Here is a 26,069-nt window from a genome sequence, read left to right on the forward strand (position 1 = left end):
CGTCGAGTACGACACGAGACGGGATTACTGCAGCGACGCGCGCGGCGGCGACTGCTCGGAACCGACCTGGCCGCGCTGCTTCTTCAGCAGCTCGATCTGCTCGGCCCCCATCTCCAGCAGCTCCTGCTTGCGCTGCGCCATCTGCTGGCCCAGCTCGTCGAGCTGCTCCTTCGACAGTACCTGACGCGCGGTCTTGAACATCTCGTCTTCTTCTTCCTTGGCGTGATGTTCGACCAGCTCCTTCAGCACCTTCGCGCGGCCGCTGAAGCGGTCGCTGGTGACGTCGGTGGCGAGCAGGTCGGGCAGTACGAGTTCACCGGCGGCGCGGTGCTCTTCCAGCGCTTCGAACACGGTGGCTTCGTCCTTGGACTCACCGACCGCATCCTTGAACGCCGGATAGAAAATCTCTTCCTCGATCTGCGTATGCACGTCGAGTTCGAGGCGGATCTGCTCGAGCAGTTCCGTGCGCGTCTTCTCGGCGCGCTTGGTGGTGTCGGCGAGCTTCGACAACAGGCCACGCACCTTCTCGTGGTCGGCCTTGAGCAATTCGATCGCGTTCATGCAGGTACCTGTTTGGCGGTGCAGGAGGAAGGACATGCACGATGCCAGCGGCCACGTGAGGCCGGCGTCAGACGTTGTCGACGATCCAGTTCACGACGCGCTCGTGATAGTCGACGCGGTGTGACGGCGTGCCGCTGCCGGACAATGAATGCGAGCCGCCGGGATAGACCACCATCATGCACTCGCGATGCCCTGCGCGAATCAGGTTGGCGAACAGCTCCTCGCACTGGCCGACCGGACAACGCTGGTCATCCTGTCCGTTGAGCAGCAGCGTCGCCGTATCGACCTTGGCCGCGTGTTCCACGGGCGACAGTCGCGCGTAGCGCTTGGAACACTCGTGCAGGTCGGCCCCCATCGCATAAGGGGTGACGTAGTAGCCGGTGTCCGACGTGCCGCCATGCGATTGCAGGTTGGCGACCGGCGCGCTGACCACGGCGGCCTCGAACATCTCGCTCATCGCCGCGGACCACGCCGACAGGTAGCCGCCGTACGACTTGCCGTAGCAGCCGATGGACTTGCCGATGACGCCCTGGCGGCGCAGCTGCTCGAGCACGGCCTCGACCTGCGGCAGGTCGTACTCGCCCCAGTGGCCGATCAGGCGTCGTGCGAACTCACCGCCGTAGCTGCCCGAGCCCACCGGGTTCGGCGCGATCACCGCATAGCCCTTCGCGATCAGCGGATACCAGTACACGTGGCTGGCGAAATCGAGCAGCGCGATGCTCTGGGGGCCGCCGTGGAAATCGACGAGTGCGGGAAACGGCCCGTCGCCCTTCGGCGGCAACAGCACGAAGGCCTCGATCGTCTCGGTGCCGCCCTTGGCATCGGGCACTTCGAAGCGACGCTTGCTCACGCGCGGACGCAGCCGTTCGCCGAACCACTTGCGATTGAATGCGGTGAGGCGACGTTCGTTGGCGCCGTCCCAGTCGATGCGATGGACCTCGTCGAGGCGACGCACCGACGCCGCGACGAACACCAGCCCATCCCCGCTCGCCGCCAATGCGGTGACATGGCGAAGCCGGTGCGCGAGTGTCGTGACCTCGCCGCTGTCCACGTGCAGCACCGCGATCTCGAACAGCCCGCGCCGCGATGCGATCGTCGCGATGCGGTCGCCGTCGCGATGCCAGATCACCGTCGCGCCTTCGAGTTCGAGATCGTCGCCCTTGGGGCTGGTGCAGCGGCCGGACTCGATGTCGTAAACGTAGAGCTGGACGAGCGAATCGCCTTCGATACGGCCGGCGCCGAATGCGAGCCGGCGGCCGTCCGGCGAAAAACGGATGCCGCTGACCGAATACAGGTCGGTGGTGACGCGATGCGCGTTCGTTCCATCCGCATCCGCGAGCCAAAGATCCGCCTGGTGACGCTGCGCACCGTCGCGCTTGCGCGAGAACGCGAGGCGCGAACCGTCGGGCGACCAGATCGCATCGCTGACATCGAAGTCGCCTTCGACCAGCGGCGTGATGTCGCCACTCCTGGCATCGATCGACACCAGTCGAGTGCGCTCGCCGGTCTTGGTACCCGACCCATCCAGCTTGTAGGGCAGGTAACGCACGACGATGGGGCGATTCTTCGCCTTCGGATCGTCGCGTTCGTCTTCCTTCCACTTCACCGACTGCAGCGCGAGAAGCTTCGTGCCGTCGGCGGACCACGCGATCAGGCTCGAGATCGGGTCCTTCGTATTCGTGATCGCTTCGGCTTCGCCGCCGTCGAGGCGGATCATCTGCGCCTGCGGCCCCGCCTTCGGGTCGCGTTGGCTGATGAACGCGACGCGCTGTCCATCCGGCGCCACCTGGATCGAACGTGCGTTGAAATCGGGCGAGGTCAGCCGGCGCGCACCGCGTGGCGCGTCAGGCGCCGTGTCGAACTGCCATGCGGTGGAGCGGTAGCTGTCGGAATCGCGATTCGCACGCGACATCACGACGACCACATGCGTGTGATGCGGCGATGCGCTGAGATCCTGGAGATGGCGATGTCGGTAGATGTCGTCCGTGGTGACAGCTTGCATGGGCGAGACGCGGTTCCCGTGGCGAATTCAAACAAATAAAAAGGCGCCCCGGCAGCGGCCAGGGGCGCCTCTCGACGTGACGGCCGCATGCGCGGCCGTCTTCGTCATCCTCAGCGACGCTGATCGCGGTTCTGCTGCGAACCACCTTCGCGGCGCTGGTCGTTCTGCTGCGAGCTGCCTTCGCGACGCTCGTTGTTGTTCTGCTGGCCCTGGCCTTCGCGGCGCTGCTCGTTCTGGTTGTTCTGGCCTTCGCGACGCTCGGTGTTGTTGTTCTGATTGTTCTGGCTCATCTCGTCTTCTCCTGTGGGGGAAAGCGGGCCGGCTGATGCCGGCCCTTCATCTCTCGTGGCGCCGCCCTCGGCGCTGTCTGATCTGTTCCCGTCGTTTGCGTGGGTGCAGTACACCCGACTGGCGGTTACAGCCATGTCGATTCGAAGTCGGTGTTGCGTCATGTGTCTAAACGGCACTGAAGAGTTAACCGACGTCGACGTCGCGTTAGTGACGAACCTGCGTACCGATATGCAACTCGCTCGACAACCATGTAGGTACGTGCGCTTCATGGCGCTGTTGGTTGGTAGGCGCATTGCCGAAACCGGTGAGGAGTTCGTACTGCAGAAAGCGATCGGCGAGATCCATCAGGCATCCCACGACGCGTTGTCGATGAGCTCGGCCGCCAGCAATGTCCGCAGTGCGTGCGCGAGCGGGTCTTACGTGCGCGAGAAGCGTTCGGCTTCCAGCTCCAGACCATTGATAAGAACAATGCAGGTGCGAGCAGACACGCCGTCGTTGAGCTGCTCATTGCCGCTTGCGCGAACTCGCCCGATGAAACGATGCGATGGTTTTGAGCAATGACGTCGTTGATGCCGACGATGGAAATGTCGAGTCACCACGAACATGCCAATCACGAATGCACGTCAAAACACATGCGACGCCATTCGTCGGCGTGCAATTCGCGCGGTCATGCGCAGCGGCGGTTCCTTCACGGTGCGTCCCACTGAACGGGGGTAGCGTCGCGATCCGGTCCGGACGACGGACCTTTTCTCGAACGTCGCAGACACATCCATCGATGGAGACGACCGCATGAACGCCAAGACCCCGCTCGCACTCGCCGCCGCTGCGCTGGTGCTGTTTGCGACGACTGCCTGCAACCGCAATGCCGACACCGCCGGTGGCACGAACAACACACCGGCCCCGGCCGCATCGGACACGGCGACCAACGACGCCACCAACGGCGGCACCACCGCCAACGGCGCACCGACCGCCACGCCGCCGGCCGACACCAGCGCGACCCCGCCGGCCACGCCGCCCAGCCAGAGTGAAGCGCTCGCGCTGCTCAACGTCGTCAACGACCACGAGGTCAAGACGGCCGAGCAGGCCAAGAGCAAGCACGTCACCGGCGACGTGCTCGCGTACGCCAACATGATGCAGACCGAGCACAGCAAGAACATGGCCGACACCAAGGCCCTGCTCGACAAGAACGGCGGCGCGCCGGCCGACAGCGCCGCGATCACCGACATGAAGACCAAGGGCGACGCGGAAACGCAGCAGCTCGCCGCGCTCGACGGCGACGCGTACGCGAAGGCCTACATCGATGCGATGGTCAACGGCCACCAGGACGCGCTCACCAAGCTCGACACCATGCTGATCCCGGCCGCCACCGACGACGCGGTCAAGAAGCACCTGCAGATGACGCGCGACCACGTGCAGCAGCATCTCGACAAGGCCAAGGCCATTCAGGCGAAGCTCGGCGGCAGCACCGCGCCGGCCGCGTAATCGCACGGTACGCATCGACGAACGACCCGCACTCCGGTGCGGGTCGTTTCGTATGGAGCAATGCCATGGATGAATGCGCCTGCGTCACGTCGGCTTACATCGGCGACAGCACGCTGTTACTCATCCACCCGCGCTGACGACAACGTCATGAGCCATCGCACGCCGCCCGAATCATCGCCGCCGCCGAAGAAGGCCGAGAGCGCCGAACACGCGCGCACGCGCAAGGAACAACGGGACCGTCAGCGCAACGCGGCGGATCGCGATGTCGAGTCGGGCCGTAACAGCGGTCGCGAGTCCGACGACACGCGTCAGTCGACCATCTGATCCCGCGTCAGCTGTTGCCGCCGTCCTCGCGCGGCGTGCCGAGCGGCGCCGTCTCGGTACGTGGTTCGGCGTCGGGGTCGCGACGCACGTCGCGCATGTGGCCGTCGTTGGGCGGCGTCAGATTCGCGCCCTGGCCGGGCTGGTCGGTGCGGTCGTCGGGCTTGCGCAGCTCGCCCTGCTCGAAGCGCACTTCCTCGTTCTTCGGATCGTCGCCGTGCAGCTTGGTCATCGTCGTGCTCCGCGAGGGGATGCACCGACGCTAGCGCCCTCTCCGCTGCCGCTGCGTGAGCGTCACTTTTCCTTTCGGTAGTTCAGCGACGCACGGCTCTCGACCGAGCTCGATTCGACGGTGAAGTCGACGCCGCGACGGATCAGGTACTTGAGCGTGAGCACCTGGCCCGCGCCGAACAGCGACACGCCGTAGCCGACGTACAGGCGCGGCGACAGGTACTTGCCGATGCCGAGCACGCTGCCACCGAGCGTGCGGCTTTCGCTGACGCCGGCGTCGTCGAGCCCGAGCCGCGCGCCGAGCTGCGAGGCGAGCAGGCTGCCGCCCGCCGTCAAGGCCGCGCTCGCCGCGGTGATCTGTTCGCCCTGCGCGCCGCCCACCGACGGCAGCGGCCGGCCGAGCGCGAGATACGACAACGCTTCGGACTGCGTGCCGCCGTCGCTCGACCACACGTTCGCGCGCGGCCGCGATGCACGGCCGGTGACGTCGATGCCGGCGGTCACGCCGCCAATGTCGCGTTCGGCACGCACGTCCAGGATCGGGTCGCCGATGTCGCCGCCCTGCCACGTCAACCGTCCGCGCGTGACGTCGAGCTTCTGTCCGTACGCGACGTAGCGGCCGGACACATCCCTCTCGCCGCGCGCGGTCGTCGCGCCGGCCGGTGTGCCGTGCACCTGCACGCGGCCGCTGAGCTTTCCGTCGAGGCCGAAACCCTGCAGGCGCACGTCGTTGCCCGCCACCAGCGCGAGATCGAGTGCGACCGGCGTCTTGACGTCGGCATGCGCGTCGACCGGGTCGAGCACCACGACGTCGGACGACGTCTTCACCGGTCCGTCCAGGCGCTCGAGCATCAGCAGCGCGGTCGGCACGACGACGGTGCCGGTGACCGTGATCGGTTGGCCCGCACCCGTGCGCACCTGCACGTCGGGATTGGCGATCGCGCGCAGCTCGCGCGTGTTCGCGACCTCGACGTTCGTGCCGCGCAACGTGAGCTGCAACGGCGCGCCCGTGTCGCGCCAGCCGAGGCGGCCGTCGATATTGAGCACGCCGTCGCCGGACCGCACGCTGCCGTTGATGCGCGCCGTGCCATCGGGCAGCGCGTCGAGCGTCGCGACGCCCTGCGTGAGGTTGATGCCGAGCGCCGGCATCTCGGTGGTGAAGCCGGTGAGCTGCGCGCGGCCGCCGAGCGACGGCGCCAGTCGCGTGCCCCCGAGGGTGATGCGGCCCGTGAGATGACCGCGCGGGTCGACGATGTCCGGCGAGAACAGCTCCATCCACGTCAGCTCGTCGGTGTCGACGCTGACATCGCCCGACAGCGGCGCATGCGCGGCCCAGCCCATCGCGACGCGGCCCTGCACGCGGCCGCGATCGAACAGGCCCGAATTGACGTCGACCTGCAGGCGCTGCGGATCGAATGCGACGCGTGCATCGAGCGCGCGCCAGCGCAGCACTTCGTAGCTGTGCGTCGCATCGAGGCGGAAGCCGCCGTCGGCCGAGGTGACGTGCGCGGTGCCACGCCACGCGCCGCCGGCCGGCCGCAGCTGCGCCTGCGCATCGACGTTGCCGCGCACGAGCCAGGGCGTGCCGTCGGCGCGCGCGGGCAGGTAGCCGGTGACGAGCGTGAGCGGCAGGCCGCGCGCGGTGATGTCGGCGCCTCGCCGCGGCCAGTCCGCATTGCCGCAGAGTTCTCCGCCAGCGGACGAACGCAGGCAGGCGGCATCGACCGCGATGCGACCGTCGCCGAACCGCACGTTCGCCGCACGCGTGAGCTGCCACGACGCACCGCGCTGCGGGTTGAGCTGCAACGTCGCCACGTTCGCGAGCCACTGTGCGCCGGTGCGACGCAGCGCGCCGTTCACCGCCACGCCGCCGAAGTCCCCATGCGCATTCGCGCGCAGCTGCAGCGCTTCGACCGCACCGCGTGCGTCGGCGTCCAGCGAATCCATCGGCATGCCGAGTTGCAGGCCGTTGCCGTGCACGACGAGTGCGCCGGGTGCGGCGCCCGCATGCCACGGCAGCCGACCCTTCGCCGTCAGCGTCGCCGCGCGATAGTCGGCGAACGCGACGTCGCGGCCGTCGAGATCCGCGGCGATGTCCGGCGCGGTGCGCGGACCGGTGACGCGCAACGTGCCGCGCACCACGCCGCGGGCATTCGGCAGCAGATCGGCGAGTTGCACGGGTGAGAGGCGCGCGTCGATGTCGAGCCGGTCGCCGATGCGGCCCTTCGCGTCCAGTCGGCTCCCGCCAGCGACGAGTTGCACGGTGCCGTCGATGTCGCCACCGCGAATGTGCGCATTGCCGTGGCCCGCGAGCGCACGGCCGCGCAGCGTGCCACCGAGGCGCGGCACGTCGAACGTCGCGTCCAGCACGCCGGCGTGACCGGGCGTGCCGGCTTCGCGATGGCCCTGCGTGCGCACGGTCGCATCCACCGCACCGGGCCAGCCGTCGATCAGGAACGACGGATCGAAACGCTGTAACTGTGCGGTCGCGTTCCAGCGCGCGAGCGGCGAGAAGCCGGCCTCGCCCTGCGCGAGCAGGCGCCCGCCCGCGACATTCAGTGCGAGCACGCCGCGATACAGGCCGTCGTCGAGGTTGATGTGCGCGCTGCCGCCGACGCGACGCCCGCGCAGCGTGCCGCCGAGTTGCGGTGCATCGACGACCGCATGCAGCACGCCGGCGTCGTCGCGACGACCGGTGGTGGCGAATGCACCGCGCAGCGCGCCGCTCCAGCTCGGCGCGAAGTAACCCGGATCGAAACCAGCGAGGTTCGCGCGCAGGTTCCAGTCGAGCTGCGGGCGCGCGGTGATGCGGCCGTTCGCGTCGAGCGTGCCCGTGGGCATGCGTGCCTGCAGGCGCTGCACGGTGAGCACACCCTGACGCCCGACGCCGTTGAGCGCGAGCTCGGCGCGTCGACCGCCGCGAACCAGTGCGCTCGTTCCCTTCACCGTCCACGCCGATTGCGTGCCGGCGATGGCGACGTCCGCGTCCGCGATGACCTGCGACGCGGCCTCGCCCCAGCGAAGCCCGCGTGCCGCGACGGTGTAATCGACGCGTGCGTTGTGGCGCTCGCCGAAGTCGCCGCGGCCGCGCACGACGATGCGGCCGCCGAGCATCTCGACATCGAGCGGCGCGAACGCGAGCACCTGCTGTTCGAGATGCAGCGTCGACGGATGCACCAGCACGCGTGTGTCGCCGTGCACGAACGACGCGCGCACCGTGCCGTCGCCGCCGGTGCCGCGCGCATCGAGGTCGAGCTGCGCCATCTGCGGCGGATCGGTGGGCGTGCCCGTGATCGCGCCGAGGTCGACGTCGTGCGCATTCGCCTGCACGACCCAGTGCGGCCGGTGTGCACCACGCAGCGTCATCGTCGCGCGCACGGGGCCGGGCGCTGCGCCGGCGAGCGCGACGTTCATCGCATCGAGATCGCCGCGCGCCACGAAGCCCAGGCGCAGCGGTGCGCTCGACCCCTTCACCGGCACCAGCGCCGTCGCGACGAAGTCGGTGCGATAGCGATCGACCGGCGCATACGTGCCATTGAGTGCGAACCGGCCGCGGTCGCTGTCGATCGCGACCTTCGACACGACGAGTCGCCCCGTCGACGCATCGAGCCCGCCGCGCACGCGGCGGATGTCGATCAGCGGCGCGGCCTGGCGCGTGACGCGCAGGCCGTCGATGCGGATGTCGTCGGCCTGCAACGAAAGCGGCACGACGATCTGCGGCAGTGACTGCGGCCAGCGCGGCAGTTCGAACGGCTTGTCGTTCGGCGGAAGATCGAGCGTCGCGCTTTCGACCTGCATCGCGTCGAGGCGCAGGCGTCGCCCGAGCAACGGGCGCAACGCGGGATCGATGGTGACGCGTTGTGCGGCGAACGCGAGCTTCTTCCAGCGGAAGCGCACGTCGTGGAGCGTCATTGGGCCGGACGCCGGGCCCTCCGCGTCCTTCCACTCGAGCGATGCATCCGCCGGCAGGCGTGCCTTGATCTGCGCGAGCAGGAGATCGCGGCCCGCGATCGTCGTCAGCAGCCAGTACGCGAACGCGATGATCGCGACGAGCAGTGCGCCGCTGCCGATCGCGCTGCGGATGCCGAGCGTGCGCAGGCGTGCACGACGCTTCGCGCGCAGCTCGCGGATGCGCGCTTCGCGCTCTTCCGGCGTCGGTTCGCGCGGATCCGGTGGCGGGGCGTCGGGCAGCGGGCTCACAGCTCGGCTCCGAGGCTGAGGTAGATCTGCACCGGTGAATCGGGCGAGCTCAGGCCGTGCGCGATGTCGAGGCGCACCGGGCCGACCGGCGACTTCCAGCGCACGCCGAAGCCGACACCGGTGTGCAGGTCGGGCTTGTCGTTGAACGCGCTGCCGGTGTCGATGAAACCGGCGACGCCCCAGCTGTCGTTGAGGTAGTGCTCGAACTCCGCGCTCGCGGTGACGACCTTTTCCGCGCCGACCGCGAAGCGCTGCCCGGGGGCACCGATGCGCGGGCCGACTTCACGCCAGCCGTAGCCGCGGATGCTGCGTTCGCCACCCGCGTGGAAGCGCAGGCTCGGCGGCAACAGCTCGGTCGGCGTGTCGCTCCAGGTCTGGCCGAGTTCGCCGCGCGCGAGGAAGCGATTGCGCGGGCCGAGGCCGCGATACCAGTTGAGCGTCGCATGCGCCTGCACGAACAGCACGCCGCTGACGCCTTCCGCGCTGCCGCGTCCACCACGCACGAACGCCGTCGCGCCGTAGCCGCGACGCGGCATCAGGCGATCGTCGACATCGACATAGGTCGCATCCAGTTGCGGAAACACGAACGATGCGTAGCGATAGTCCGGCGGCGTCGTCGGATCGCCGTCGTCTTCGGCGGCATACGCCCAGCGTTCGCGCAGCACATGCAGGCCGGCGACCGCATCGAGCCGGCGATTGATGCGCCCGCTGCGGCTCGCGACGAACTCGAGTCGGCGGTTGTCGATGAAGTCGGTCTGTTCGTCCGCGCCCTGGAGCGCGATCGTGTACCAACCGTCCACCCACGCGAACGCGGGGATGCGGTACTGCAGCGTCATCGTCTTGCGACGCTGCGCGTAGTCGAGGTCGATCGTCACCTTGTGGCCCCGGCGGTTGAGCCAGCGGCGATCCATGCCGAGTCGCGCGCCCGCGCCGCTGTCGGACCCGTAACTCAGGCCGACGGTGTAGACGGTGCGCTTGGCCGGCGTCAGCGTGACGTCGATCGGCACGTTGTGGTCGACCGCCTTCTCCGGATGCACCGCGACGTCGATGCCGGAGAAGTAGTCGAGGCGCTGCAGCGATTCGCGCAGGCGCTCGACGCGGCCCTGCTGGTACGGCGCGCCGATGTCCCAGCGCACCATCTTGCGCAGCAGCGAATCGTCGACGATGGATTTCGGCGTCTGCACGAACGTGACCGCACCCATGCCGTAGCGCACGCCGCTCGCCCATTCGAGGTCGATGGTCGCGCTGCCGGTCGCGCGCGTCACTTCGACGCGATGCGCGGTGAGGTCGGCATCGAAATAGCCGCGATCGGCGAGCGTGCGCGAGATGCGCGTCTTGCTCGCTTCGTAGATCGTGTGATCGAGCGGTTCGCCGGTGACGGGATGGAACGCGTCGACCTGGTCGGTCACGACCTTGTCCTTGGCCGCATCGCCGCCGACGTGCACGGCCGCGCGACGCACCGTCACCTGCGGGCCGAGCGTCACGTCGATGCGCACCACCTCGCCGTCGCGCGTCACTTTCACGGTGGGCGAGTAGTAGCCGAACGGTTCCAGCGCGCCGCGCGTTTCGGACTCGGCCTGGTCGAGCAGGTAGTCGAGCCGGCGGTCGCCGATGTCGGTGCCCGTCTCGTCGTTGATCGACAGCGACTCCACGACGTTCGTCGTCATCACCTCGTCGAGCCCGTGCACCTCGACACGCGCGACGCGCGCCGCCCACGCCGGAAGCGCGACGCCGAACGCGAGCAGCAGGGCAAGGACGGCGCGGCGCGCGCGCGGACGGGTCGGCATCGGGTCAGGATAGCGACGGCAGCGTTAATGCGGCCGTGACGACGCATCGTCACGGCCGGTATCCCGATCACCGGGCGCGATGCCCGGCGCGGTCATGCATCAGATCGACAGATATTCGATCGCGGCGACGCTGCCGAGGCGGTCGGCGAGGCGCTGCAGCAGCGCCAAGCGGTTGCGGCGCACCGCCATGTCCTCGACGTTGACCATCACCTTGTCGAAGAATGTGTCGACGGCCGGGCGCAACCGTGCGAGGCGCGCGAGCGTGCCGGCGTAGTCGCGTGCGTCGAGCAGCGGATCGGTGTCGGCGATCGCGGCATCGACCGCCGCGGCGAGTTCGCGCTCGGCGTCTTCGGTGTACAGCGACGGATCGAGCGTCGTGCCGACCTCGCCTTCGGCCTTGCGCAGGATGTTGCGGATGCGCTTGTTCGCCGCGGCCAGCGCTTCGGCTTCCGGCAGCTTCACGAAGTCGCCGATCGCGTTGAGGCGCGCATCGAAATCCGGCAGCGATTCGTGCACCGCGTTGAGCACGGCGTCGAACTGCTGCGGGATGACGCCGCGGTCGGCGTAGTAGCCGCGCAGGCGGTCGTAGACGAAGTTCGTGACGTCGTAGGCGCTGAGGTCCGGCGCCTGCGTCGGCTGCAACGCGACGGCGCGTTCGACCAGCTCGTGCAGCACGACATCATGGCGGCCCTCGAGCAGCGTGCGCGCGAGACCCAGCGCGTTGCGACGCAGGGCGAAGGGATCCTTGTTGCCGGTGGGACGCAGACCCGCGGCGAAGCCGCCCGCGAGCGTGTCGAGGCGTTCGGCGATCGCGAGCACCTGGCCCAGCGTCGACGGCGCGATTGAATCGCCGGCGAAGCGCGGCATGTAGATCTCGTCGAGCGCCTGCGCGAGTTCGTAGCGCGCGGTATCGGCGACATCGGACAGTGCCTCGTCACGTAGCGCGTAATAGCGGCCCGCGATGCCCTGCAGTTCCGGGAACTCGCCGACCATGCGCGACTGCAGGTCGTTCTTCGACAGCTCGGCCGCACGACGCGCGAGCATCGGGTCGACGTCGATCTGCTCGGCGATCGACTCGGCGAGCGAGGCGATGCGTGCGGCTTTGTCCGCGATGGAACCGAGCTTGGCCTGGTAGGTCACGCCCGACAGCCCGTCGCCCATCGCCACGAGACCCTGCTTCAAGTCTTCGTCGAAGAAGAACTTCGCATCCGCGAAGCGCGGGCGGATCACGCGCTCGTAGCCCTTGCGGACTTCCGATTCGTCCTTCGATTCGATATTCGCGATGCCGACGAAGTGCTCGCTCAGGCGGTCGCTGCCGTCGAGCACCGGGAAGAATTTCTGGTTCGCCTCCATCGTGGCGATCAGCGCTTCCTGCGGCACCTCGAGGAACTCGCGCTCGAAGCTGCACAGCACGGCCTTCGGCCATTCGACGAGGCCGTTCACCTCTTCGAGGATGCCGGGCTCGATGCGCGCGACGCCATCGACCGACTTGGCCGCACGCTCGACCTCGCCGCGGATGCGGCCGCGACGCTCGTCGGGATCGACCAGCACCTTGGCCGAACGCAGCGATTCGACGTAGTCGGTGGGATCGGTGAACCACACCGGCTTGTCATACATGAAGCGATGACCGCGGCTCATGCGGTCGCCCTTCACGCCGAGCAGTTCGACGTCGACGATGTCGGTGCCGAACAGCACGACCAGCCAGTGCACCGGGCGCGCGAAGCCGAAGTCGTTCGCGCCCCAGCGCATGGGCTTGGGAATCGGCATGCCGGCGACGGCCTCGGCGAGGATCTCGCCGAGCAGCGACGCGGTATTCGCGCCCGGCTTCACCGCGCGATGCACGAAACGCTCGCCCTTGTTGTCGGTGGTGCGCTCGAGCTGCGTCCACTCGACGCCGGCCTTCTGCGCGAATCCTTCCAGCGCGCGCGTCGGCGTGCCGTTCGCGTCGAGCGCGACGTTGAGGTACGGACCGAGCACTTCCGACTTCTGCTCCGGCTGCGTCGTCGCCACCTTCGGCAGCGCGACGGCTAGGCGGCGCGGCGTGTAGAGCGGCTTCGCACCCGTCGTGTCGACCTCGATGCCGCGCTTCTGCAGCCCGTTGACGACGCCATCGAAGAACGCCTGCGCGAGGCCCGGCAGCGCCTTGACCGGCAGCTCTTCGGTGCCGAGTTCGATCAGCAGCGGCTTCATGCGGTGACTTCCTTGGCGCCCTTGGGCTGCGGAACGAAGAACGGAACGAAATGCTGGGCGAACACGTCGAGTGCTTCGCAGCGATCGACGTGCGCCTTGAGTGCGGGCCAGCGCGTCAGGTCGACCGGCGCCGCGTTGGACCCGTGCGTGACGTACGTGGCGACGGTGATGTCGGCGAGCGTCATCGTGTCGCCGACGAGCCATTGGCCGGCACGCGCCGCGCAGGCGGCATCGAGCGCGTCGTACGTGCCTTCGATCTGCTTGAGGCTGCGATCGAGCAGCGCCTGCGAGCGCGCTTCGGGCGCATGGAACACGCGTTCGAGCACGATGCCGACGGCGCGATCGGCTGCGCCGCTCGCCATCCCGATCAGGCGCATCGCTTCGCGACGATCCTTGCCGCCTGCCGGCAGCAATGGCTCACCGGTTGTCTCGTGCTCGATCCAGTCGAGGATGGACGACGACTCCATCAGCACTTCGCCGTCGTCGAGCACCAGGACCGGCACGCGGCCGAGCGGCGAGTACTCGCGGATCCGGTCGAAGTCCGCACCGACCGACCACGGGCGGTGCTCGAACGCGATGCCGCGCAGCGCCAGGGCGATCGCGACGCGACGCGTAAACGGCGAGTCGTACATGCCGATCAGGATCATGCGGCCTCCGCCGGCTTCTTCAGCCCGGGGAAGCCCAGCTTCTCGCGCTGCGCGAAGTAGGCCTGCGCCACGCCCTGCGCCAGCTTGCGCACGCGCAGGATGTAGCGCTGGCGCTCGGTCACGCTGATCGCGCGGCGGGCGTCGAGCAGGTTGAACGAATGCGACGCCTTGCAGACCTGGTCGTACGCCGGGAGCGGCAGGCCGAGCTCGATGAGCTTCAGTGCTTCGGCCTCGCAGGCGTCGAAGCGATGGAACAGTTCGGCGACGTCCGCGTATTCGAAGTTGTACGCGCTCTGCTCCACCTCGTTCTGGTGGTAGACGTCGCGATAGGTGACCGGCGTGCCATCGGGGCCGATCGTCCACACCAGGTCGAACACGTTGTCGACGTTCTGCAGGTACATGCACATGCGCTCGAGGCCGTAGGTGATCTCGCCGAGCACCGGGCGGCATTCGAGGCCGCCGGCCTGCTGGAAGTACGTGAACTGCGTGACTTCCATGCCGTTGAGCCAGACCTCCCAGCCGAGGCCCCAGGCGCCGAGCGTCGGCGACTCCCAGTTGTCCTCGACCAGGCGCAGGTCGTGCACCTGCGGGTCGACGCCCAGCGCCTTCAGCGAGTCGAAGTAGAGCTCGACGATGTTCGGCGGCGACGGCTTCATCACCACCTGGTACTGGTAGTAGCGCTGCAGGCGGTTCGGGTTCTCGCCGTAGCGGCCGTCGGTGGGACGGCGGCACGGCTGCACGTAGGCCGCGTTCCACGGCTCCGGGCCGAGCGCGCGCAGGAACGTCGCGGGGTGGAAGGTGCCGGCGCCGACCTCGAGGTCGAGCGGCTGGATGAGGGTGCAGCCCTGCGCGCCCCAGAAGGCGTTCAGACGCTGGATGAGTTCCTGGAACGTGGGGGCCGTCATGCTGCGTTCCATGCCCGTGCGCGAGAAAGCGGGCTAGTATAGCGACGCGCTTTTCGACCCTTTTTCCTCGCGTCCGCACCGGGCTGCGAGCGTCGAGTCCCCTACCTGATCGTGCCGTCCATGGCGCAGCCCCCGCGCATCGAAACTTCGGGCCCCGCCGACTCCGGCCGGCCCCGTCCCGCAGGCGAGACCTCGCCCTTCCTGATCGTCGAAACCGGCCAACCGGTCGCGTCGATGCGTCGCCATGGCGGATTTCCGCACTGGATCCGCACCGCCGCCGGCCTGCCGCGCGACGCCGCGGTGGTGGTCGACGTCGAACGCGGCGAAGCACTGCCGTCGCGCGAAGGCTTCGCTGGGGTGATCGTCACCGGTTCGGGCGCGATGGTCACCGAACGCCGCGACTGGAGCGAGCGCACCGCCGAGTGGCTGGGCGATGCCGCGCAGGCCGGCCTTCCGCTGTTCGGTATCTGCTACGGCCACCAGCTCATCGCGCACGCGCTGGGCGGCGAGGTGGGCTGGCATCCGGAAGGCCGCGAGATGGGCACGGTCGAGATCGAGCGCCTCGCGCCGTCGAACGAGGATCCGCTGTTCGCGCGCCTGCCCGAGCGTTTCGCCGCGCAGGCCACGCACCTGCAGTCGGTGCTGAAGCTGCCCGACGGCGCCACGCTGCTCGCCAAGTCCGACCACGACCCGGTGCACGCGTACCGCTGGAAGGAGCACGTCTGGGGCGTGCAGTTCCATCCCGAATTCAGCACGACGCACATGCGCGGCTACGTCCGCGCACGCCGCGAGGCGTTGCACGGCGAAGGTCGTTGCGCGGTGTCGACCGAGCGCAGCGTCAGCGCGACGCCGCATTCGCGCCGCGTGCTGCGCCGCTTCGTGCGCTTCGCCCACGCCCGTTCGGAGGGCCGCGCATGAACGTGCGCAAGGTGCCCGTCGCGCAGGGCGTGGAATGGATGAAGGAAGCGGTGAACATCGGTCGCCGCAATCCGCGCGCGGTGTTCGGTGCGGCGGTGCTGTTCCTGTGCACGCTGTACTTGGCGTCGGTGCTGGCGGTGTTGCCGGTGGCGTCGCGCCTGCAGGGCCGCAGCGAACTCTCGCTCGGCGAATCCATTGCCGTCGGCATTCCGCTGTTCGTCGTGCTGACGCTGGTGATGCCGGTGCTGCTCGCCGGCCTGATCCATGTGATGCACGAAGCCGAACACGGGCGGCCGACGCGGGCGCGCGACCTGTTCGCCGCGTTCGGGCACGGCCGCGCGCGTCCGCTGATGACGCTGGGCCTCGTGCAGATCGTGTTCAACCTCGCCTGCGTCGCGGTGCTCGTGCTGCTGACCGGCCCGGATTACTGGACCGAGAGCATGAAGGCGCTGCAGGGCGCGCTGAGCGGCCACTACGTCGTGCCGCCGGAGCCGGAGCATCCTGCGCTGCTGTTCTTCGTGCAGTTGCTGCAGCTGGCCTTCAACTATTTCAGCGCGGCGCTGATGCTGCTGTGCGTGCCGCTGATCGCGCTGTCGAACGTCGGCATCGTCGAAAGCCTGCGCCTGGGCTTCCGCGCGTCGGTCGTGAACCTCGGCGCGAACCTGCTGGCGTCGCTGGTGTTCGTGGTCGGCTTCGTGATCGCGGCGGTCATCGTCACGCTCATCACGGCCGTGGTCGTCGGCATCGCGTCGCTGATCCATCCGGCGTTCGCGGCGTTCGTCGCGCTCGCGGTGTGGGCGGCGTTCGCGGTCATCGTGCTGGTCGTGCTCGTCGCCGCGAGCTATTACGCCTGGCGCGACATGTTCGACGCACCGACCACGGCCGCGGCCGACACGCGCATGCAGATCGAAGCCTGAGTCAGCGCCTGGCGACGAGCGCGGACGCGACGATGCCCGCCTCGTAGAGCAGGCACATCGGCACCGCGAGCATGAGCTGCGAGACGACGTCCGGCGGGGTGATCACCGCCGCGACGACGAAGATGCCGACCACCGCATAGCCGCGCCATTCGCGCAGCTGCGCCGGCGTCACCCAGCCGAGCAGCGACAGGATGACGAGCGCGACCGGCAGCTCGAAGCTCACGCCGAACGCGAGAAAGATCACCGACACGAAGTCGAGGTACTTGCCGATGTCGGGCGTCTGCGCGACGACGTCGGGCGTGAAGCGCGCGAGGAACGCGAAGGCGGCGGGCAGCACGACGAAATACGCGAACGCGCAGCCGGCGTAGAACAGCGTCACCGCCGACACCAGCAACGGCAGCGCGATGCGCTTCTCGCGCTTGTACAGGCCCGGCGCCACGAACGCCCACGCCTGGTAGAGCAGCCACGGCGCGGTGATGAAGATCGCCGTCATGAAGGCCAGCTTCATCGGCACGAAGAAGCCGCCGGCGGGATCGGTCGCGACGAGATGGCCGGACCCCGGCAGCGTCTTGAGGAGCGGATGCGCGAGCAGCGTGTACAGCTTGCCGGCGATCGGCATCAGCGCGACGAAGGCGACGATCACGCCCATCGCACCACGCAGCAGCCGGGCGCGCAGCTCGATCAGGTGATCGAGCAGGCGCGGCGTTTCGGGCGGAAGGTGCGCGTCAGCGCTGCTCATTCGGGGAAGCCGGAGTCGAGGCGTCGGCGGACGGCGCGGTCATCGATGCCTCGACGTCGGCGAGCTGCGCCTGCAGCGGTGCGGCGTCGGTGGACGCGGGGGACGGCGCGGGTTCCGGTGCGTCCGGCGCACGCGTCATGCGCGCTTCGACATCGGCGAGCTGCGCACGCAACGAATCCTGCGCCTCGCGCAGTTCGTCACGGGCGCGCAGGATGCTGCGGCGCATCTCGTCGTCGGCCAGCTCGTTCTCGAGCTCGTTCTTGACCGCCTGCCACTGCAGGCGCGCGCGGCGGATCCACGTGCCGGCCAGGCGCGCCGCCTTGGGCAGGCGTTCGGGTCCGAGCACGATCAGCGCGACGAGCGCGGTGAGCAGCAGCTCCGAGAAGCCGACGTCGAACATGGCGCGCCGCGGCGGCGCTTAGCGGCGGTCGCGATCGGTGTCGCTGGTGTCGCGGCTGCGCGTATCGACGTCGTCGTTGCGACGCTCGTCGCGCAGGCGCTGCGCCTCGTCATCGCCGCGCACGCCCTTCTTGAACTCGCGCACGGCGTCGCCGAGGTCGCGGGCTCCGCTGGTCAGGCGCTTCGTGCCGAACACGAGCACGACGATGACCAGCACGATCAACCAGTGGGTAAGACTCATGCCGCCCATGGCGCTGCTCGCTGCGAAAAAGGAAGACGATCAGGATAACGCAGCGCCCGCGACGGAAATTACGGCAGCGGTTCGGTTTTCACCGCAGGTTCCGCGTTCTGGAACGGCTGCGGCTTGGGGTCGGCCGCTGCGGGCGCGCTCGCCGGCACCGGGGTGCTGGTGCTCGCGGGTGCGGTCGTCGGCGCATTCACCGGGGTCACCGGCTGCGCGGCGCTGGCCGCCACCGACGACGACGTCCCGTTGCGCTCGGCGCGCGCGGCGGCACTGGCTTCCTCCAGCGCATCGCGGAAATCCACGAGCGCGTTGGACGGCTTGCCGGTCGCACGGCCTTCGAAAATCATGCGCGGCGTGGTGCCGGCACCGTAGGCGAGCTGGTCCGCTTCGTCGTCGACCTGCAGCGCCGCGCCGTCGAGCGCGATGCCCGCGAACAGGCCGCGCGCGCGCGACCACGACCAGATCTCGGCCTTGAGCTGGCCGTCGGTGGCGGTGGCGGCGCTGCGGCCGACCGGGCCGGCGGCGACCGACGCATCCGCGCCCAGCGTCACCTTGCCGTTGACGATCGAATCGACGCCGCGATCGCCGCGGAACACCAGCACGATATCGGACGACTGCAGGCCGGCCTGGAAACCGATCGAGCCGCCCGTGAGCTTCACGAACGCGGGCTGCGACCAGGTGCCGTCCGCGTTCTTGACCGCCATCAGGCCGTGGCCGCGGCGGCCGCCGACGACCAGGCCGATCTTGAGCGTGTCGGGCACCACGACAATCGCGCGCGCCTCGTCCAGCAGCTTGTCCGGAATCGCCGACTCGGGGATCTCGCGGATCTCCCGCAGCACGCGCAGCGCGTTGCGGGCGCGGTCGTCCTCGACGGGGCCGGCGAACGCGGCAGGTGCGGCGGCGGCGAGGCTCAACGCGAGGACGAGGCCGGACAGGCGGGGACGACGGGCCATGGCGGATACCGGAGGGGGGTCGGGGTGGTTCAGGCTAGTGATGCCGCGATGAATATCAAGCAACCGTGGCGGCGGACCGTGTCGATCCGCAATGACGACGCGGCGTTGCGTCAGCGCACGGGCGTCCGGACGCGGTGCGCTGTCATGCTATGCCGATGACTTCCGCCGCTTCGCGCACTGCGCTCGTCCTTGCCAACCTCGGCACGCCCGATGCCCCGACGCCCGTGGCCGTGCGTCGCTATCTCGCCGAATTCCTGCACGATCATCGCGTCGTCGACCTCACGCGCTGGCTGTGGTGCCCGCTGCTGCACTTCGTGATCCTGCCGGTGCGTGGCAAGCCGGTGGCGAAGAAGTACGCGTCGATCTGGATGGACGGGCCCGACGGCGGCTCGCCGCTCGCCGTGTACACGCGTCGACTGGCGCGGGCGGTGCAGGCGGAAATGCCGGACGTGCACGTCGTCGACGCGATGCGCTACGGCGCGCCGTCGCTGCGCGGCGTGGTGGCACGTCTCGAACGTGAGGGCTACGCGCGCGTCGTCGTGCTGCCGCTGTATCCGCAGTATTCGACGTCGACGACCGCATCGGTCGAGGACGTCGTCGCACGCATGGACAGGCTCAAGCCGCAGGTGATCGAGGACTACCACCTCGACGCCGGCTGGGTGGCGGCCGTCGCCGACAGCATCCGTGCGACACGCGCCGAACGCGGCGGTGATCGCCACCTGCTGTTCTCGTACCACGGCCTCCCGGAGCGCTTCATCCGCCGCGGCGATCCGTACCAGCGGCAGTGCGAGGCGTCGTCGAAGGCGATCGCGGACGCGCTCGGGCTCGATGCGTCGCGGTGGTCGCTGTCGTACCAGTCGCAGTTCGGCAAGGAGAGGTGGATCGGCCCGTCGACGCAGTCCACGCTGCAGGCGTTCGCGGCGCGCGGTGTGCTCGACGTCGATGTCGTCTGCCCGGGCTTCGCCGTCGACTGCCTGGAGACGCTCGAGGAGATCGCCGAGATGCTCGCGCACGAGTTCGCGGAGGCGGGCGGGCGTCTGAATTACATCCCGTGCCTCAACGACTCGCCCGCGCATGCGCGGGTGATCACGGATCTCGCGCGACGCGCGCTGGCGGGCTGATGCGCGAGATCCATCTCGACACACCGTTCGGCCGCCTCGCCGGGCTGCGCTTCGGCCACGGCGGTGTGCCAGTGCTCGCGCTGCACGGCTGGCTCGACAACGCGGCGAGCTTCCTGCCGCTGTCGGCGCATCTGCACGGCCTCGATCTCGTCGCGCTGGATCTGCCGGGTCACGGCGCGAGCGCGCATCTGCCGCCATCCGCCGACTACACGCTCGTCGCCGCGGCGCGCGCGGTGCTGTCGGCGGCGGACACACTCGGCTGGTCGACGTTCTCGCTGCTCGGCCATTCGATGGGCGGCGCGACGTCGACGCTGGTCGCGGCCGCCGCACCGCAGCGCATCGAAAGGCTCGCGCTGATCGAAGCGCTTGGCGGTTTGACCGAAGCCGAGGACCGCACCGCGACCCGTCTGCGCGAGGCGTTCGCGGTGCACGGCGAACCGGCGGGCGCACGGCGCCGTGTATTCCCCGACGTCGCGATGGCGGTGCGTGCGCGGTTGCAGGCGGGCGGCCTGACCGAAGCGGCAGCGCGTCCGATCGTCGAACGCGGGCTCGCGCCGGCGGCCGAAGGCGGCTTCACCTGGCGCAGCGATGCGCGCCTCACGCGGCCGACGGCAGTGCGCATGACCGAAGGGCAGATGCGCGACGTGATCGCCGCGATCGAATGCCCAGTGCGACTGGTGCACGCGGTGCCGGCGTTCCGGTTCTTCCCCGCCGATGCACGCGATGCACGCGCGGCGAACCTGCGCACGGTCGAGGTCGTCGGCATCGAAGGCGGCCATCACCTGCACATGGAAATTCCCGAGACCGTGGCCGCCGCGATCGGCCCGTTCCTGCGCGGCGAGCATTGAGACTGTGCAAATAAAAACCCCGCGCCGTGGGGCGCGGGGTTGCGGGCGGTGACGTTCGGCGTGGGGGAGTTCAGAACGTCACGGGCACACGCACGGTGAAAGTCGTATCCGGGGTGTCACGCGTGACACCCACGCCTAGCGACACGTTGAGGCTCGCGTGCTGGTTGAACGTGTACGACGCGCCGATCAGCAGCGTGCCCAGCATCAGGCGCGCGGAGCCGGGCAGTGTTTCGCCGTTCTGCTTGATCGTGTCGACCCACGAATGGTCGTAACCGAGCGAGATCGCCGCCTTCTCGTTGAGCGCGAGGCCGAGGCCGACGTTGAAGCCGAGCACGTCGCCCGCCTTCAGATCGCCGAGCGGTTCGGTCGTCGTCTGCGGGAAGCCGTCGGGCGCGCCGGTGAGCACCGTGCGCGAGACGTTATTGCGCTCGAAGTTGTGCAGATAGCTGAAGCCGCCGAAGAACACGACCGGGTCGGACGCGAACAGCCAGGTCACGCCCGGCTGCAGCGATTCGAAGCCGGTGCCGGTCGGCAGTTCGAGCGGCAGGCCGGTGCCGGTGGCGTTGTCGACGCAACGCGTGACGCAGTCGGTCGGCACTTCGAACAGGTCCTTGCCCGTACGCGACTTGTAGCGCAGCCAGCCGACCCAGTACGCCTTGTTCGGGCCGCCCTGGTTGAACTGGTAGCGCGCGGTCATCTCGACGTCGCCCAGGCCGCTGCCGTGCGTGTTGAACACGCGATCGGTCGCGGAGCCGGTGAAGATCTCGCGGCTGATCGTGTCGGTGTTCGCGTACAGGTACGGAACGCGGCCTTCGAGCTCGAAGCGGTTGGTCACGCCCCAGCGGCCGGTGAGCGTCGCGGTGGCGGTGGTGGCCTTCACCTGGCGCACGTCGATCAGGCCGATCAGGATCGCCGGGATGATCGTGTAGCCGATCAGCGCGACGCGGTCGGACGCCGAATAACCGAGCTGCACCGACGGCTCGAGCACGAACTTGCCCTGCGGCGTGAGCACGCCCGGCTGGTCGAAGATCTGCGCGACCTGCGGACGCGTGCTCTCCTCGGTCGGTGCGCGACCCACCGGCTGCTGGCCGCCGGGCGCCGTGCCCGTCGACTGCTGCGGTGCGGGCGCTGCGCCCGCCATCAGCGGTGCGCTGCCGCCCGACGACGGCGGTGCGAGGGGGGACATCGCATCGAGCGTCGCCGCTGCCGACACCACGCTCGTCGCCGTCGCTGCCGCACCAGCCAGTGACGAGGCCGGCGCACCTTCGCCGCGCAGTGCGTCGAGTTCGCGCTCGTGCAATTGCTGGCGAAGATCGGCGATGTCACGCGATTGCGCGTCCATCGTCTGTTTCAACGTCGCGAGCTCGTCGGCCTGTGCATGCACCAGCGCCTCGAGCTGCGTGACGCGATCGACCTCCTGCGCCTGCGCGTGGCCGGCGACCGCGATCGAGATCGACGCCGCGAGGGAAAGACGACCCAGCATCCGTGACATAGGAATCCTCATGGCAATGGCGTCAGTGCGTGCCGCCGAGCTGCAACGTGTCACCCAGCGACTGCTGGAAATGAATGTCGTGCAACAGGCTCAGCGTATTCACGGTGGCGTGAAGGGATGTCAACGATTCGATCGACTGACCGTCCAACGCGTTCTGGATGATCAACGTGCCGGCGTTCGGCGTGATCGTCGTACCGCCGCCGATCTGCACCGTGACGCCCTGCGTGACCGAGGCGAGTTGCGCGGCCTGGTCGGAGGTCATGGTGGAGATGTCGGGGATGTTGACGTGCTGCGTGACCAGCAGTTCGCCGTTGACGGTGACGGTGCGTTCGAAGCCGAACGCCACAGACAGCCCGGTCGGCAGGTCGAACCCACCGCGCAGTTCGTCCAGGCGCTCCTGCGGCACCGGCGGGCCGAGATCGACCTCGTCGGCACGCGCGGGTGCGGCGAACACCACGATCGCGAACAGGAATGGAGCGAGTAAGGCGGGAAAGCGCATCAGAAATCTCCCGGCCCGCGCTTGGGCATCGCGATGTTCTGCAGGCCCTCACGCTGGATGACGGTGTCGATCGGCGCGGCGGGCGCGATGCGCCAGTCGGCCGGCTTGTTGAACTGCGCGAACTCACGGCGGTTGTGCACGACGAACAGCACCCGGTTGTCCCACAGCCGTTCGAACTGGCTGCGCGGCATCGAGCGCGTACCGCGGGAGGGATCCCCGAGCAGCACGCGTTCGCCGCGAATGCCTTTCACCACCACGAAATGCCGGTAGCCGCGGTCGTTGAGCAGCACGATCGCCGGCAGGCCTTCCTCGGCCAGCTTGTCCAGCGGCAGCTGGAAGCCGTCGGCCTCGTAGCCCTGCGACGCGAGGTAGCGCCGCATGTCGAGCATCGAGAAGCCTTCCTTGCGGATGCGCCGTGCATCGCCGGTGGCGAACATCTGCTTGAACACCTCCGCTTCGGTCACCGGCTTGCCGTACTGGAAGGTGAGCAACGTGGCGGTGGCCGCCGATCCGCAGCTGAAGTCGAACTGCTGGCGCACCGTGGTGCGGAAGCGGGCCTCCTTCAGGCTGGTGACGGGCACCGTGTACTCTTGGCCGGGCGGCCGCACATCGACCGTCGACGCCGTCGCGCAGGACGCGAAGGCGAGCCCGACCATCAGCAGCAGCGACGCACCGGGCCTCATGGCATCGGCGCGAACTGGATGCTGACCACCGTGCTGTTCTGGATCAGCACGTTGTTGCCGCTGTTCTGGATCACCGTCGACAGGCCGGCCGCATTGCCGAACGAGCCGCCGCCGACCATGTTGCCGCCGCTGATCGTGTTGAGTGCGACGTTGTTGTCGACCGTGCCGTCCACGTCGGACGTGTTGGTGATGATGGTCTTGTTGTTGCTGTTGACGATGTTGACGTCGGTACCGCCGCGCAGATCGTCCAGTGCATCGGTGGCGACGGGTGGTGCCAGCATCGTGCCGTCGGCGGGTGCAGCCGGAAGCTGGGCCGCGGCCGCGGCGACGACGGGAACGAGGAGCGGATCGATGACGTCGCCCGCGCGCGCGGCGGGGGCCGCGAACATGGACGCGCCCGCGATCACGAGGGCCGTGGGGAAAAGCAGTCGCATGGCAGTCTCCTGATGGGCGGAACCGGCGGGGCGAACCCCGCCGGCATCGTTGGAACCGGAGATGCGCCGCCGAAGCGGCGCATCCGAGCCGGACTCAGTGACCGCCCACGTTGAGGTTGGACTGCACGGTGACCGCCTGCTGCACCATCGACATCGCGCCGCTGTTCTGGCCGATGACCATGATCCCGGCCGCGGCATTCGCCGAGCCGTTGGCCTGGTTCGACATGTCGAACGAACCCGCATCGGCATAGGCCGTGCCACCCGCGCCGCCGGCGCCGCCGCTGCCCGTGCCGGTGCCGGACGCATCGGCCGTCGCATCGCCGCTGGTGTTGGAACCGCCGGTGCCGTCGCCGGCAGTGGCGTCTCCGCCGTCGCCGCCCGCGCCACCGACCGCGGACGTGGTGTCGCCACCACCGACCGCGCTCAGGATCGGGATGAGGGCCTGCGTACCGCCGGAGGCCGCCGCGCCACCGTCGTCACCGCCGCGGCCGCCACGTGCGCGGCCACCACGGCCGTCGGCACCGTCGTTGCTGCCGCTGCCGGCCAGACCGACGCCAAGTCCCAGGCCCAGGCCGTCGCCGCCGCTACCGCCGCGCGCGCTGCCGCTGTTGTCGGCGTAGTTGCCGACCTGGCCGAAGCCGTTGCCGCTCACCGCGCCCGCGAGCACGGAGCTGGCCGTCGCGCTGTTGGTGTTGAACGAGTCGGAGATGTTCGACGACGCGGTGCCGCCGTTGTTGGCCGCCGCGCTGCCGAGCGTGGCGAGGGCGACGCTGTTGTCGGTGGAGTTGTCCGTCGAGTTGTCGTCGTGCGAGTCGGTCGTCGAGTTGTCGTTGCCCGAGTCCGAGATCGCAAGGTCGAGGTTGGTGGAGTTGTCGTTGTACGAATCGTTCGTGGAGTCGTTATTGAAGCCCGAACGGTTGTCGTTGTTCGAGTCGTTCGTCGAGTTGTCGTTGTAGGCGTCGTTGGTGGAGCTGTCGGTCGCGGTGGTGCCGGCGAGCGTCAGGCGGTCGTTGCTGTTCAACGCGTCGGTCACGCTCTGCGCGAACGCCGGGGCAGCGGCAAAGCCGAGCGCCAGTGCGACGGAGGCGGCGATGAGGTTCTTGCGCATGTGGTTCTCCTTGGGATGTCGAATTTCAGGGGAGGAAGCGCCCCTTTTCGGACGCATCGCCCTCGTCGCATATCCCGTGCCAACCCGTGACCTACGTCACGAATTCGCGCGCGCCCCACATGGATGAATGCTTTGCGAACCCGAGCGTCAAGCGAGGCGTTCGAAATTCACATGTCGTGTCTGCAAACCGTTCAACAGCATCGAAAATTTTTCCGCGCATGAAGCTGCACGCACGAGTCCGCTTTAACCGAACGAGCACGAAAACGAGATGGCCGTTTCGCACGCAGTGCACGTTTTCGCGCGTGTGGAGCTCTGACAACGACCAACGCGGGCAGCGGACACGACCATGCGAAACCGTGCCGACGCAATTCAATCGTGCGGGATCGCGCGCACTTCGCAGACGGCGCGCAACGCGGCCTTGATCGGCCGACCACGCGAACGCAACAGTTCGCGTTGCGTCTGCCAGTCGGGAAAGCGCTGTTCGACTTCCGCCCAGAATGCGGGCGAGTGGTTCGCCTGTATCAGATGGCAGAGCTCGTGCACGAGCACGTATTCGAACGCCGCGGGCGGCGCGAGCACGAGCGCGAGATCCAGGCGCATGCGGTCGTCCGGAGCGAGCGAGCCCCACAGCGACGTGAGCGGACGGATCGTCGTCGTGCGCGGCGCGCGCGGCAGCGTCGGCAGGTATTTCGGCATCCAGCGCCCGACGTCCGCCTTCGCTTGCGCCAGATAGAAATTCGAGAACGCCTTGCGCACCGCGGCTTCGCCAAGCGCAGGCGGCAGCGTGGCGACTACCTGCTCATGGTCGAGCTCGACGCGCAGGAAACGGCCTTCGCGCCACTGCAGCGGCGCATCGACGCCGCGCAACGGCAGCGTCGTGCTTTCGCCGATGCGCAGCGGCTGCACGTCGCCGAACGTATGCGCGAGCTGGCCGGCGAGCCAGGCGGCATGTTCCTGCACGAAGGCGAGCGCGCGACGATCGCTCGTGCGCGGCGGCACCGTGAGCCGGATGCCCCGCTCGGTGACGGTCAGGCGCAGCCCGCGCACGCGGCGGTTGTCGACGCGCTGCACGTCCACGATGCGACCGTCCGGCAGCG

26 protein-coding genes are annotated in these 26,069 nt (G+C 68.8%); 7 read left to right on the plus strand and 19 right to left on the minus strand.

All coding sequences use genetic code 11. The features are described 5' to 3' along the window. Positions 1–24 precede the first annotated feature (24 nt). The 3 genes from EVS83_RS12900 to EVS83_RS12910 form a co-directional block, all read right to left on the minus strand. On the minus strand, positions 25–561 hold the full coding sequence (locus EVS83_RS12900; RefSeq protein ID WP_133501451.1) for a PA2171 family ribosome-binding persister protein: 537 nt from the start codon (positions 559–561) through the stop codon (positions 25–27). Between the two features lie 67 nt (positions 562–628). Then, entirely contained in the window at positions 629–2,563 is a 1,935-nt protein-coding gene (locus EVS83_RS12905) for a S9 family peptidase (protein ID WP_133501452.1), read from the minus strand. Positions 2,564–2,673: 110 nt separating this feature from the next. Next, on the minus strand, positions 2,674–2,853 hold the full coding sequence (locus EVS83_RS12910) for a hypothetical protein (protein WP_133501453.1): 180 nt from the start codon (positions 2,851–2,853) through the stop codon (positions 2,674–2,676). A gap of 268 nt (positions 2,854–3,121) precedes the next feature. Between EVS83_RS12910 and EVS83_RS12915 the strand changes: the two genes are divergently transcribed. The 3 genes from EVS83_RS12915 to EVS83_RS15705 all read left to right on the plus strand — a co-directional run bounded on the left by EVS83_RS12915 (position 3,122) and on the right by EVS83_RS15705 (position 4,660). After that, positions 3,122–3,415 (plus strand): hypothetical protein, encoded by a 294-nt coding sequence (locus EVS83_RS12915; protein ID WP_133501454.1) that lies wholly within the window; start codon positions 3,122–3,124, stop codon positions 3,413–3,415. Between the two features lie 228 nt (positions 3,416–3,643). Beyond that, the gene (locus EVS83_RS12920; RefSeq protein WP_133501455.1) at positions 3,644–4,336 is read left to right on the plus strand and encodes a DUF4142 domain-containing protein; all 693 of its coding nucleotides are present in this window, start codon (positions 3,644–3,646) and stop codon (positions 4,334–4,336) included. 147 nt (positions 4,337–4,483) lie between these two features. After that, positions 4,484–4,660, plus strand: a complete 177-nt coding sequence (locus tag EVS83_RS15705) for a hypothetical protein (protein ID WP_166636905.1) — start codon at positions 4,484–4,486, stop codon at positions 4,658–4,660. 7 nt (positions 4,661–4,667) lie between these two features. On the opposite strand, the gene EVS83_RS12925 is transcribed toward EVS83_RS15705, so the two are convergent. The 6 genes from EVS83_RS12925 to glyQ all read right to left on the minus strand — a co-directional run bounded on the left by EVS83_RS12925 (position 4,668) and on the right by glyQ (position 14,617). Further along, positions 4,668–4,889, minus strand: coding sequence for a hypothetical protein (locus EVS83_RS12925; RefSeq protein WP_133501456.1), 222 nt, complete (start codon positions 4,887–4,889; stop codon positions 4,668–4,670). 62 nt (positions 4,890–4,951) lie between these two features. Next, a complete protein-coding gene (locus EVS83_RS12930) occupies positions 4,952–9,088 on the minus strand; it encodes a translocation/assembly module TamB domain-containing protein (RefSeq protein WP_133501457.1) in 4,137 nt (1,378 codons plus the stop codon). Continuing rightward, complete coding sequence (locus EVS83_RS12935) at positions 9,085–10,875, minus strand: autotransporter assembly complex protein TamA (protein WP_133501458.1); 1,791 nt, start codon at positions 10,873–10,875, stop codon at positions 9,085–9,087. The genes EVS83_RS12930 and EVS83_RS12935 overlap by 4 nt, the downstream gene beginning before the upstream one ends. Before the next feature lie 99 nt (positions 10,876–10,974). Further along, the gene (gene glyS, locus EVS83_RS12940) at positions 10,975–13,065 is read right to left on the minus strand and encodes a glycine--tRNA ligase subunit beta (protein ID WP_133501459.1); all 2,091 of its coding nucleotides are present in this window, start codon (positions 13,063–13,065) and stop codon (positions 10,975–10,977) included. Continuing rightward, the gene (locus tag EVS83_RS12945; RefSeq protein ID WP_133501460.1) at positions 13,062–13,712 is read right to left on the minus strand and encodes a glutathione S-transferase family protein; all 651 of its coding nucleotides are present in this window, start codon (positions 13,710–13,712) and stop codon (positions 13,062–13,064) included. Before EVS83_RS12945 ends, glyS begins: the two co-directional genes overlap by 4 nt. Continuing rightward, a complete protein-coding gene (glyQ, locus tag EVS83_RS12950; protein ID WP_425456105.1) occupies positions 13,709–14,617 on the minus strand; it encodes a glycine--tRNA ligase subunit alpha in 909 nt (302 codons plus the stop codon). Before glyQ ends, EVS83_RS12945 begins: the two co-directional genes overlap by 4 nt. 120 nt (positions 14,618–14,737) lie before the next feature. Here glyQ and EVS83_RS12955 point away from each other — a divergent pair, with 120 nt between their 5' ends. Both EVS83_RS12955 and EVS83_RS12960 read left to right on the plus strand, forming a co-directional pair. After that, positions 14,738–15,535, plus strand: coding sequence for a glutamine amidotransferase (locus EVS83_RS12955; RefSeq protein ID WP_133501462.1), 798 nt, complete (start codon positions 14,738–14,740; stop codon positions 15,533–15,535). Then, entirely contained in the window at positions 15,532–16,452 is a 921-nt protein-coding gene (locus tag EVS83_RS12960; RefSeq protein ID WP_133501463.1) for a BPSS1780 family membrane protein, read from the plus strand. Before EVS83_RS12955 ends, EVS83_RS12960 begins: the two co-directional genes overlap by 4 nt. Before the next feature lies 1 nt (position 16,453). On the opposite strand, the gene tatC is transcribed toward EVS83_RS12960, so the two are convergent. Genes tatC through EVS83_RS12980 form a run of 4 tightly spaced genes read right to left on the minus strand, consistent with a single transcriptional unit; the run spans position 16,454 to position 18,787 of the window. Next, positions 16,454–17,191 (minus strand): twin-arginine translocase subunit TatC, encoded by a 738-nt coding sequence (tatC, locus tag EVS83_RS12965; RefSeq protein ID WP_133501464.1) that lies wholly within the window; start codon positions 17,189–17,191, stop codon positions 16,454–16,456. Then, on the minus strand, positions 17,178–17,591 hold the full coding sequence (tatB, locus tag EVS83_RS12970) for a Sec-independent protein translocase protein TatB (RefSeq protein ID WP_133501465.1): 414 nt from the start codon (positions 17,589–17,591) through the stop codon (positions 17,178–17,180). Before tatB ends, tatC begins: the two co-directional genes overlap by 14 nt. 18 nt (positions 17,592–17,609) lie before the next feature. Further along, the gene (gene tatA, locus EVS83_RS12975; protein WP_133501466.1) at positions 17,610–17,840 is read right to left on the minus strand and encodes a twin-arginine translocase TatA/TatE family subunit; all 231 of its coding nucleotides are present in this window, start codon (positions 17,838–17,840) and stop codon (positions 17,610–17,612) included. Between the two features lie 59 nt (positions 17,841–17,899). Further along, positions 17,900–18,787, minus strand: coding sequence for a lipid-binding SYLF domain-containing protein (locus EVS83_RS12980; protein ID WP_133501467.1), 888 nt, complete (start codon positions 18,785–18,787; stop codon positions 17,900–17,902). A gap of 149 nt (positions 18,788–18,936) precedes the next feature. Between EVS83_RS12980 and hemH the strand changes: the two genes are divergently transcribed. Both hemH and EVS83_RS12990 read left to right on the plus strand, forming a co-directional pair. Then, complete coding sequence (gene hemH / locus EVS83_RS12985) at positions 18,937–19,908, plus strand: ferrochelatase (RefSeq protein ID WP_425456106.1); 972 nt, start codon at positions 18,937–18,939, stop codon at positions 19,906–19,908. After that, on the plus strand, positions 19,908–20,756 hold the full coding sequence (locus tag EVS83_RS12990) for an alpha/beta fold hydrolase (RefSeq protein WP_133501469.1): 849 nt from the start codon (positions 19,908–19,910) through the stop codon (positions 20,754–20,756). Before hemH ends, EVS83_RS12990 begins: the two co-directional genes overlap by 1 nt. 70 nt (positions 20,757–20,826) lie before the next feature. Here EVS83_RS12990 and EVS83_RS12995 read toward each other — a convergent pair whose 3' ends face one another. The 6 genes from EVS83_RS12995 to EVS83_RS13020 form a co-directional block, all read right to left on the minus strand. Continuing rightward, positions 20,827–22,248, minus strand: coding sequence for an acetate kinase (locus EVS83_RS12995; protein ID WP_208108744.1), 1,422 nt, complete (start codon positions 22,246–22,248; stop codon positions 20,827–20,829). 22 nt (positions 22,249–22,270) lie between these two features. Then, positions 22,271–22,747, minus strand: a complete 477-nt coding sequence (locus tag EVS83_RS13000) for a hypothetical protein (protein ID WP_133501471.1) — start codon at positions 22,745–22,747, stop codon at positions 22,271–22,273. Further along, the gene (locus EVS83_RS13005) at positions 22,747–23,430 is read right to left on the minus strand and encodes a C39 family peptidase (RefSeq protein WP_133501472.1); all 684 of its coding nucleotides are present in this window, start codon (positions 23,428–23,430) and stop codon (positions 22,747–22,749) included. The genes EVS83_RS13000 and EVS83_RS13005 overlap by 1 nt, the downstream gene beginning before the upstream one ends. Beyond that, positions 23,427–23,864 carry a hypothetical protein gene (locus EVS83_RS13010; RefSeq protein ID WP_133501473.1) on the minus strand — a complete coding sequence of 146 codons (438 nt, stop codon included), beginning with the start codon at positions 23,862–23,864 and terminating at the stop codon, positions 23,427–23,429. Before EVS83_RS13010 ends, EVS83_RS13005 begins: the two co-directional genes overlap by 4 nt. 94 nt (positions 23,865–23,958) lie before the next feature. After that, complete coding sequence (locus EVS83_RS13015; protein WP_133501474.1) at positions 23,959–24,972, minus strand: hypothetical protein; 1,014 nt, start codon at positions 24,970–24,972, stop codon at positions 23,959–23,961. A 369-nt stretch (positions 24,973–25,341) separates the two neighbouring features. Further along, positions 25,342–26,069: M48 family metallopeptidase (locus EVS83_RS13020; RefSeq protein WP_166636906.1), on the minus strand; the 728-nt coding region annotated here is incomplete at its 5' end.

The organism is Cognatilysobacter terrigena, assembly GCF_004361065.1.
Lineage (GTDB): Bacteria > Pseudomonadota > Gammaproteobacteria > Xanthomonadales > Xanthomonadaceae > Cognatilysobacter > Cognatilysobacter terrigena.

Excerpts from the sequence above, each read along its gene's own strand:
- EVS83_RS12900 (WP_133501451.1), bottom strand. The coding sequence starts at position 561 with ATGAACGCGATCGAATTGCTCAAGGCCGACCACGAGAAGGTGCGTGGC.
- EVS83_RS12905 (WP_133501452.1), bottom strand. The coding sequence starts at position 2,563 with ATGCAAGCTGTCACCACGGACGACATCTACCGACATCGCCATCTCCAG.
- EVS83_RS12910 (WP_133501453.1), bottom strand. The coding sequence starts at position 2,853 with ATGAGCCAGAACAATCAGAACAACAACACCGAGCGTCGCGAAGGCCAG.
- EVS83_RS12915 (WP_133501454.1), top strand. The coding sequence starts at position 3,122 with ATGGCGCTGTTGGTTGGTAGGCGCATTGCCGAAACCGGTGAGGAGTTC.
- EVS83_RS12920 (WP_133501455.1), top strand. The coding sequence starts at position 3,644 with ATGAACGCCAAGACCCCGCTCGCACTCGCCGCCGCTGCGCTGGTGCTG.
- EVS83_RS15705 (WP_166636905.1), top strand. The coding sequence starts at position 4,484 with ATGAGCCATCGCACGCCGCCCGAATCATCGCCGCCGCCGAAGAAGGCC.
- EVS83_RS12925 (WP_133501456.1), bottom strand. The coding sequence starts at position 4,889 with ATGACCAAGCTGCACGGCGACGATCCGAAGAACGAGGAAGTGCGCTTC.
- EVS83_RS12935 (WP_133501458.1), bottom strand. The coding sequence starts at position 10,875 with ATGCCGACCCGTCCGCGCGCGCGCCGCGCCGTCCTTGCCCTGCTGCTC.
- glyS (WP_133501459.1), bottom strand. The coding sequence starts at position 13,065 with ATGAAGCCGCTGCTGATCGAACTCGGCACCGAAGAGCTGCCGGTCAAG.
- EVS83_RS12945 (WP_133501460.1), bottom strand. The coding sequence starts at position 13,712 with ATGATCCTGATCGGCATGTACGACTCGCCGTTTACGCGTCGCGTCGCG.
- glyQ (WP_425456105.1), bottom strand. The coding sequence starts at position 14,617 with ATGACGGCCCCCACGTTCCAGGAACTCATCCAGCGTCTGAACGCCTTC.
- EVS83_RS12955 (WP_133501462.1), top strand. The coding sequence starts at position 14,738 with ATGGCGCAGCCCCCGCGCATCGAAACTTCGGGCCCCGCCGACTCCGGC.
- EVS83_RS12960 (WP_133501463.1), top strand. The coding sequence starts at position 15,532 with ATGAACGTGCGCAAGGTGCCCGTCGCGCAGGGCGTGGAATGGATGAAG.
- tatC (WP_133501464.1), bottom strand. The coding sequence starts at position 17,191 with ATGAGCAGCGCTGACGCGCACCTTCCGCCCGAAACGCCGCGCCTGCTC.
- tatB (WP_133501465.1), bottom strand. The coding sequence starts at position 17,591 with ATGTTCGACGTCGGCTTCTCGGAGCTGCTGCTCACCGCGCTCGTCGCG.
- tatA (WP_133501466.1), bottom strand. The coding sequence starts at position 17,840 with ATGGGCGGCATGAGTCTTACCCACTGGTTGATCGTGCTGGTCATCGTC.
- EVS83_RS12980 (WP_133501467.1), bottom strand. The coding sequence starts at position 18,787 with ATGGCCCGTCGTCCCCGCCTGTCCGGCCTCGTCCTCGCGTTGAGCCTC.
- hemH (WP_425456106.1), top strand. The coding sequence starts at position 18,937 with ATGCCGATGACTTCCGCCGCTTCGCGCACTGCGCTCGTCCTTGCCAAC.
- EVS83_RS12990 (WP_133501469.1), top strand. The coding sequence starts at position 19,908 with ATGCGCGAGATCCATCTCGACACACCGTTCGGCCGCCTCGCCGGGCTG.
- EVS83_RS12995 (WP_208108744.1), bottom strand. The coding sequence starts at position 22,248 with ATGTCACGGATGCTGGGTCGTCTTTCCCTCGCGGCGTCGATCTCGATC.
- EVS83_RS13000 (WP_133501471.1), bottom strand. The coding sequence starts at position 22,747 with ATGCGCTTTCCCGCCTTACTCGCTCCATTCCTGTTCGCGATCGTGGTG.
- EVS83_RS13005 (WP_133501472.1), bottom strand. The coding sequence starts at position 23,430 with ATGAGGCCCGGTGCGTCGCTGCTGCTGATGGTCGGGCTCGCCTTCGCG.
- EVS83_RS13010 (WP_133501473.1), bottom strand. The coding sequence starts at position 23,864 with ATGCGACTGCTTTTCCCCACGGCCCTCGTGATCGCGGGCGCGTCCATG.
- EVS83_RS13015 (WP_133501474.1), bottom strand. The coding sequence starts at position 24,972 with ATGCGCAAGAACCTCATCGCCGCCTCCGTCGCACTGGCGCTCGGCTTT.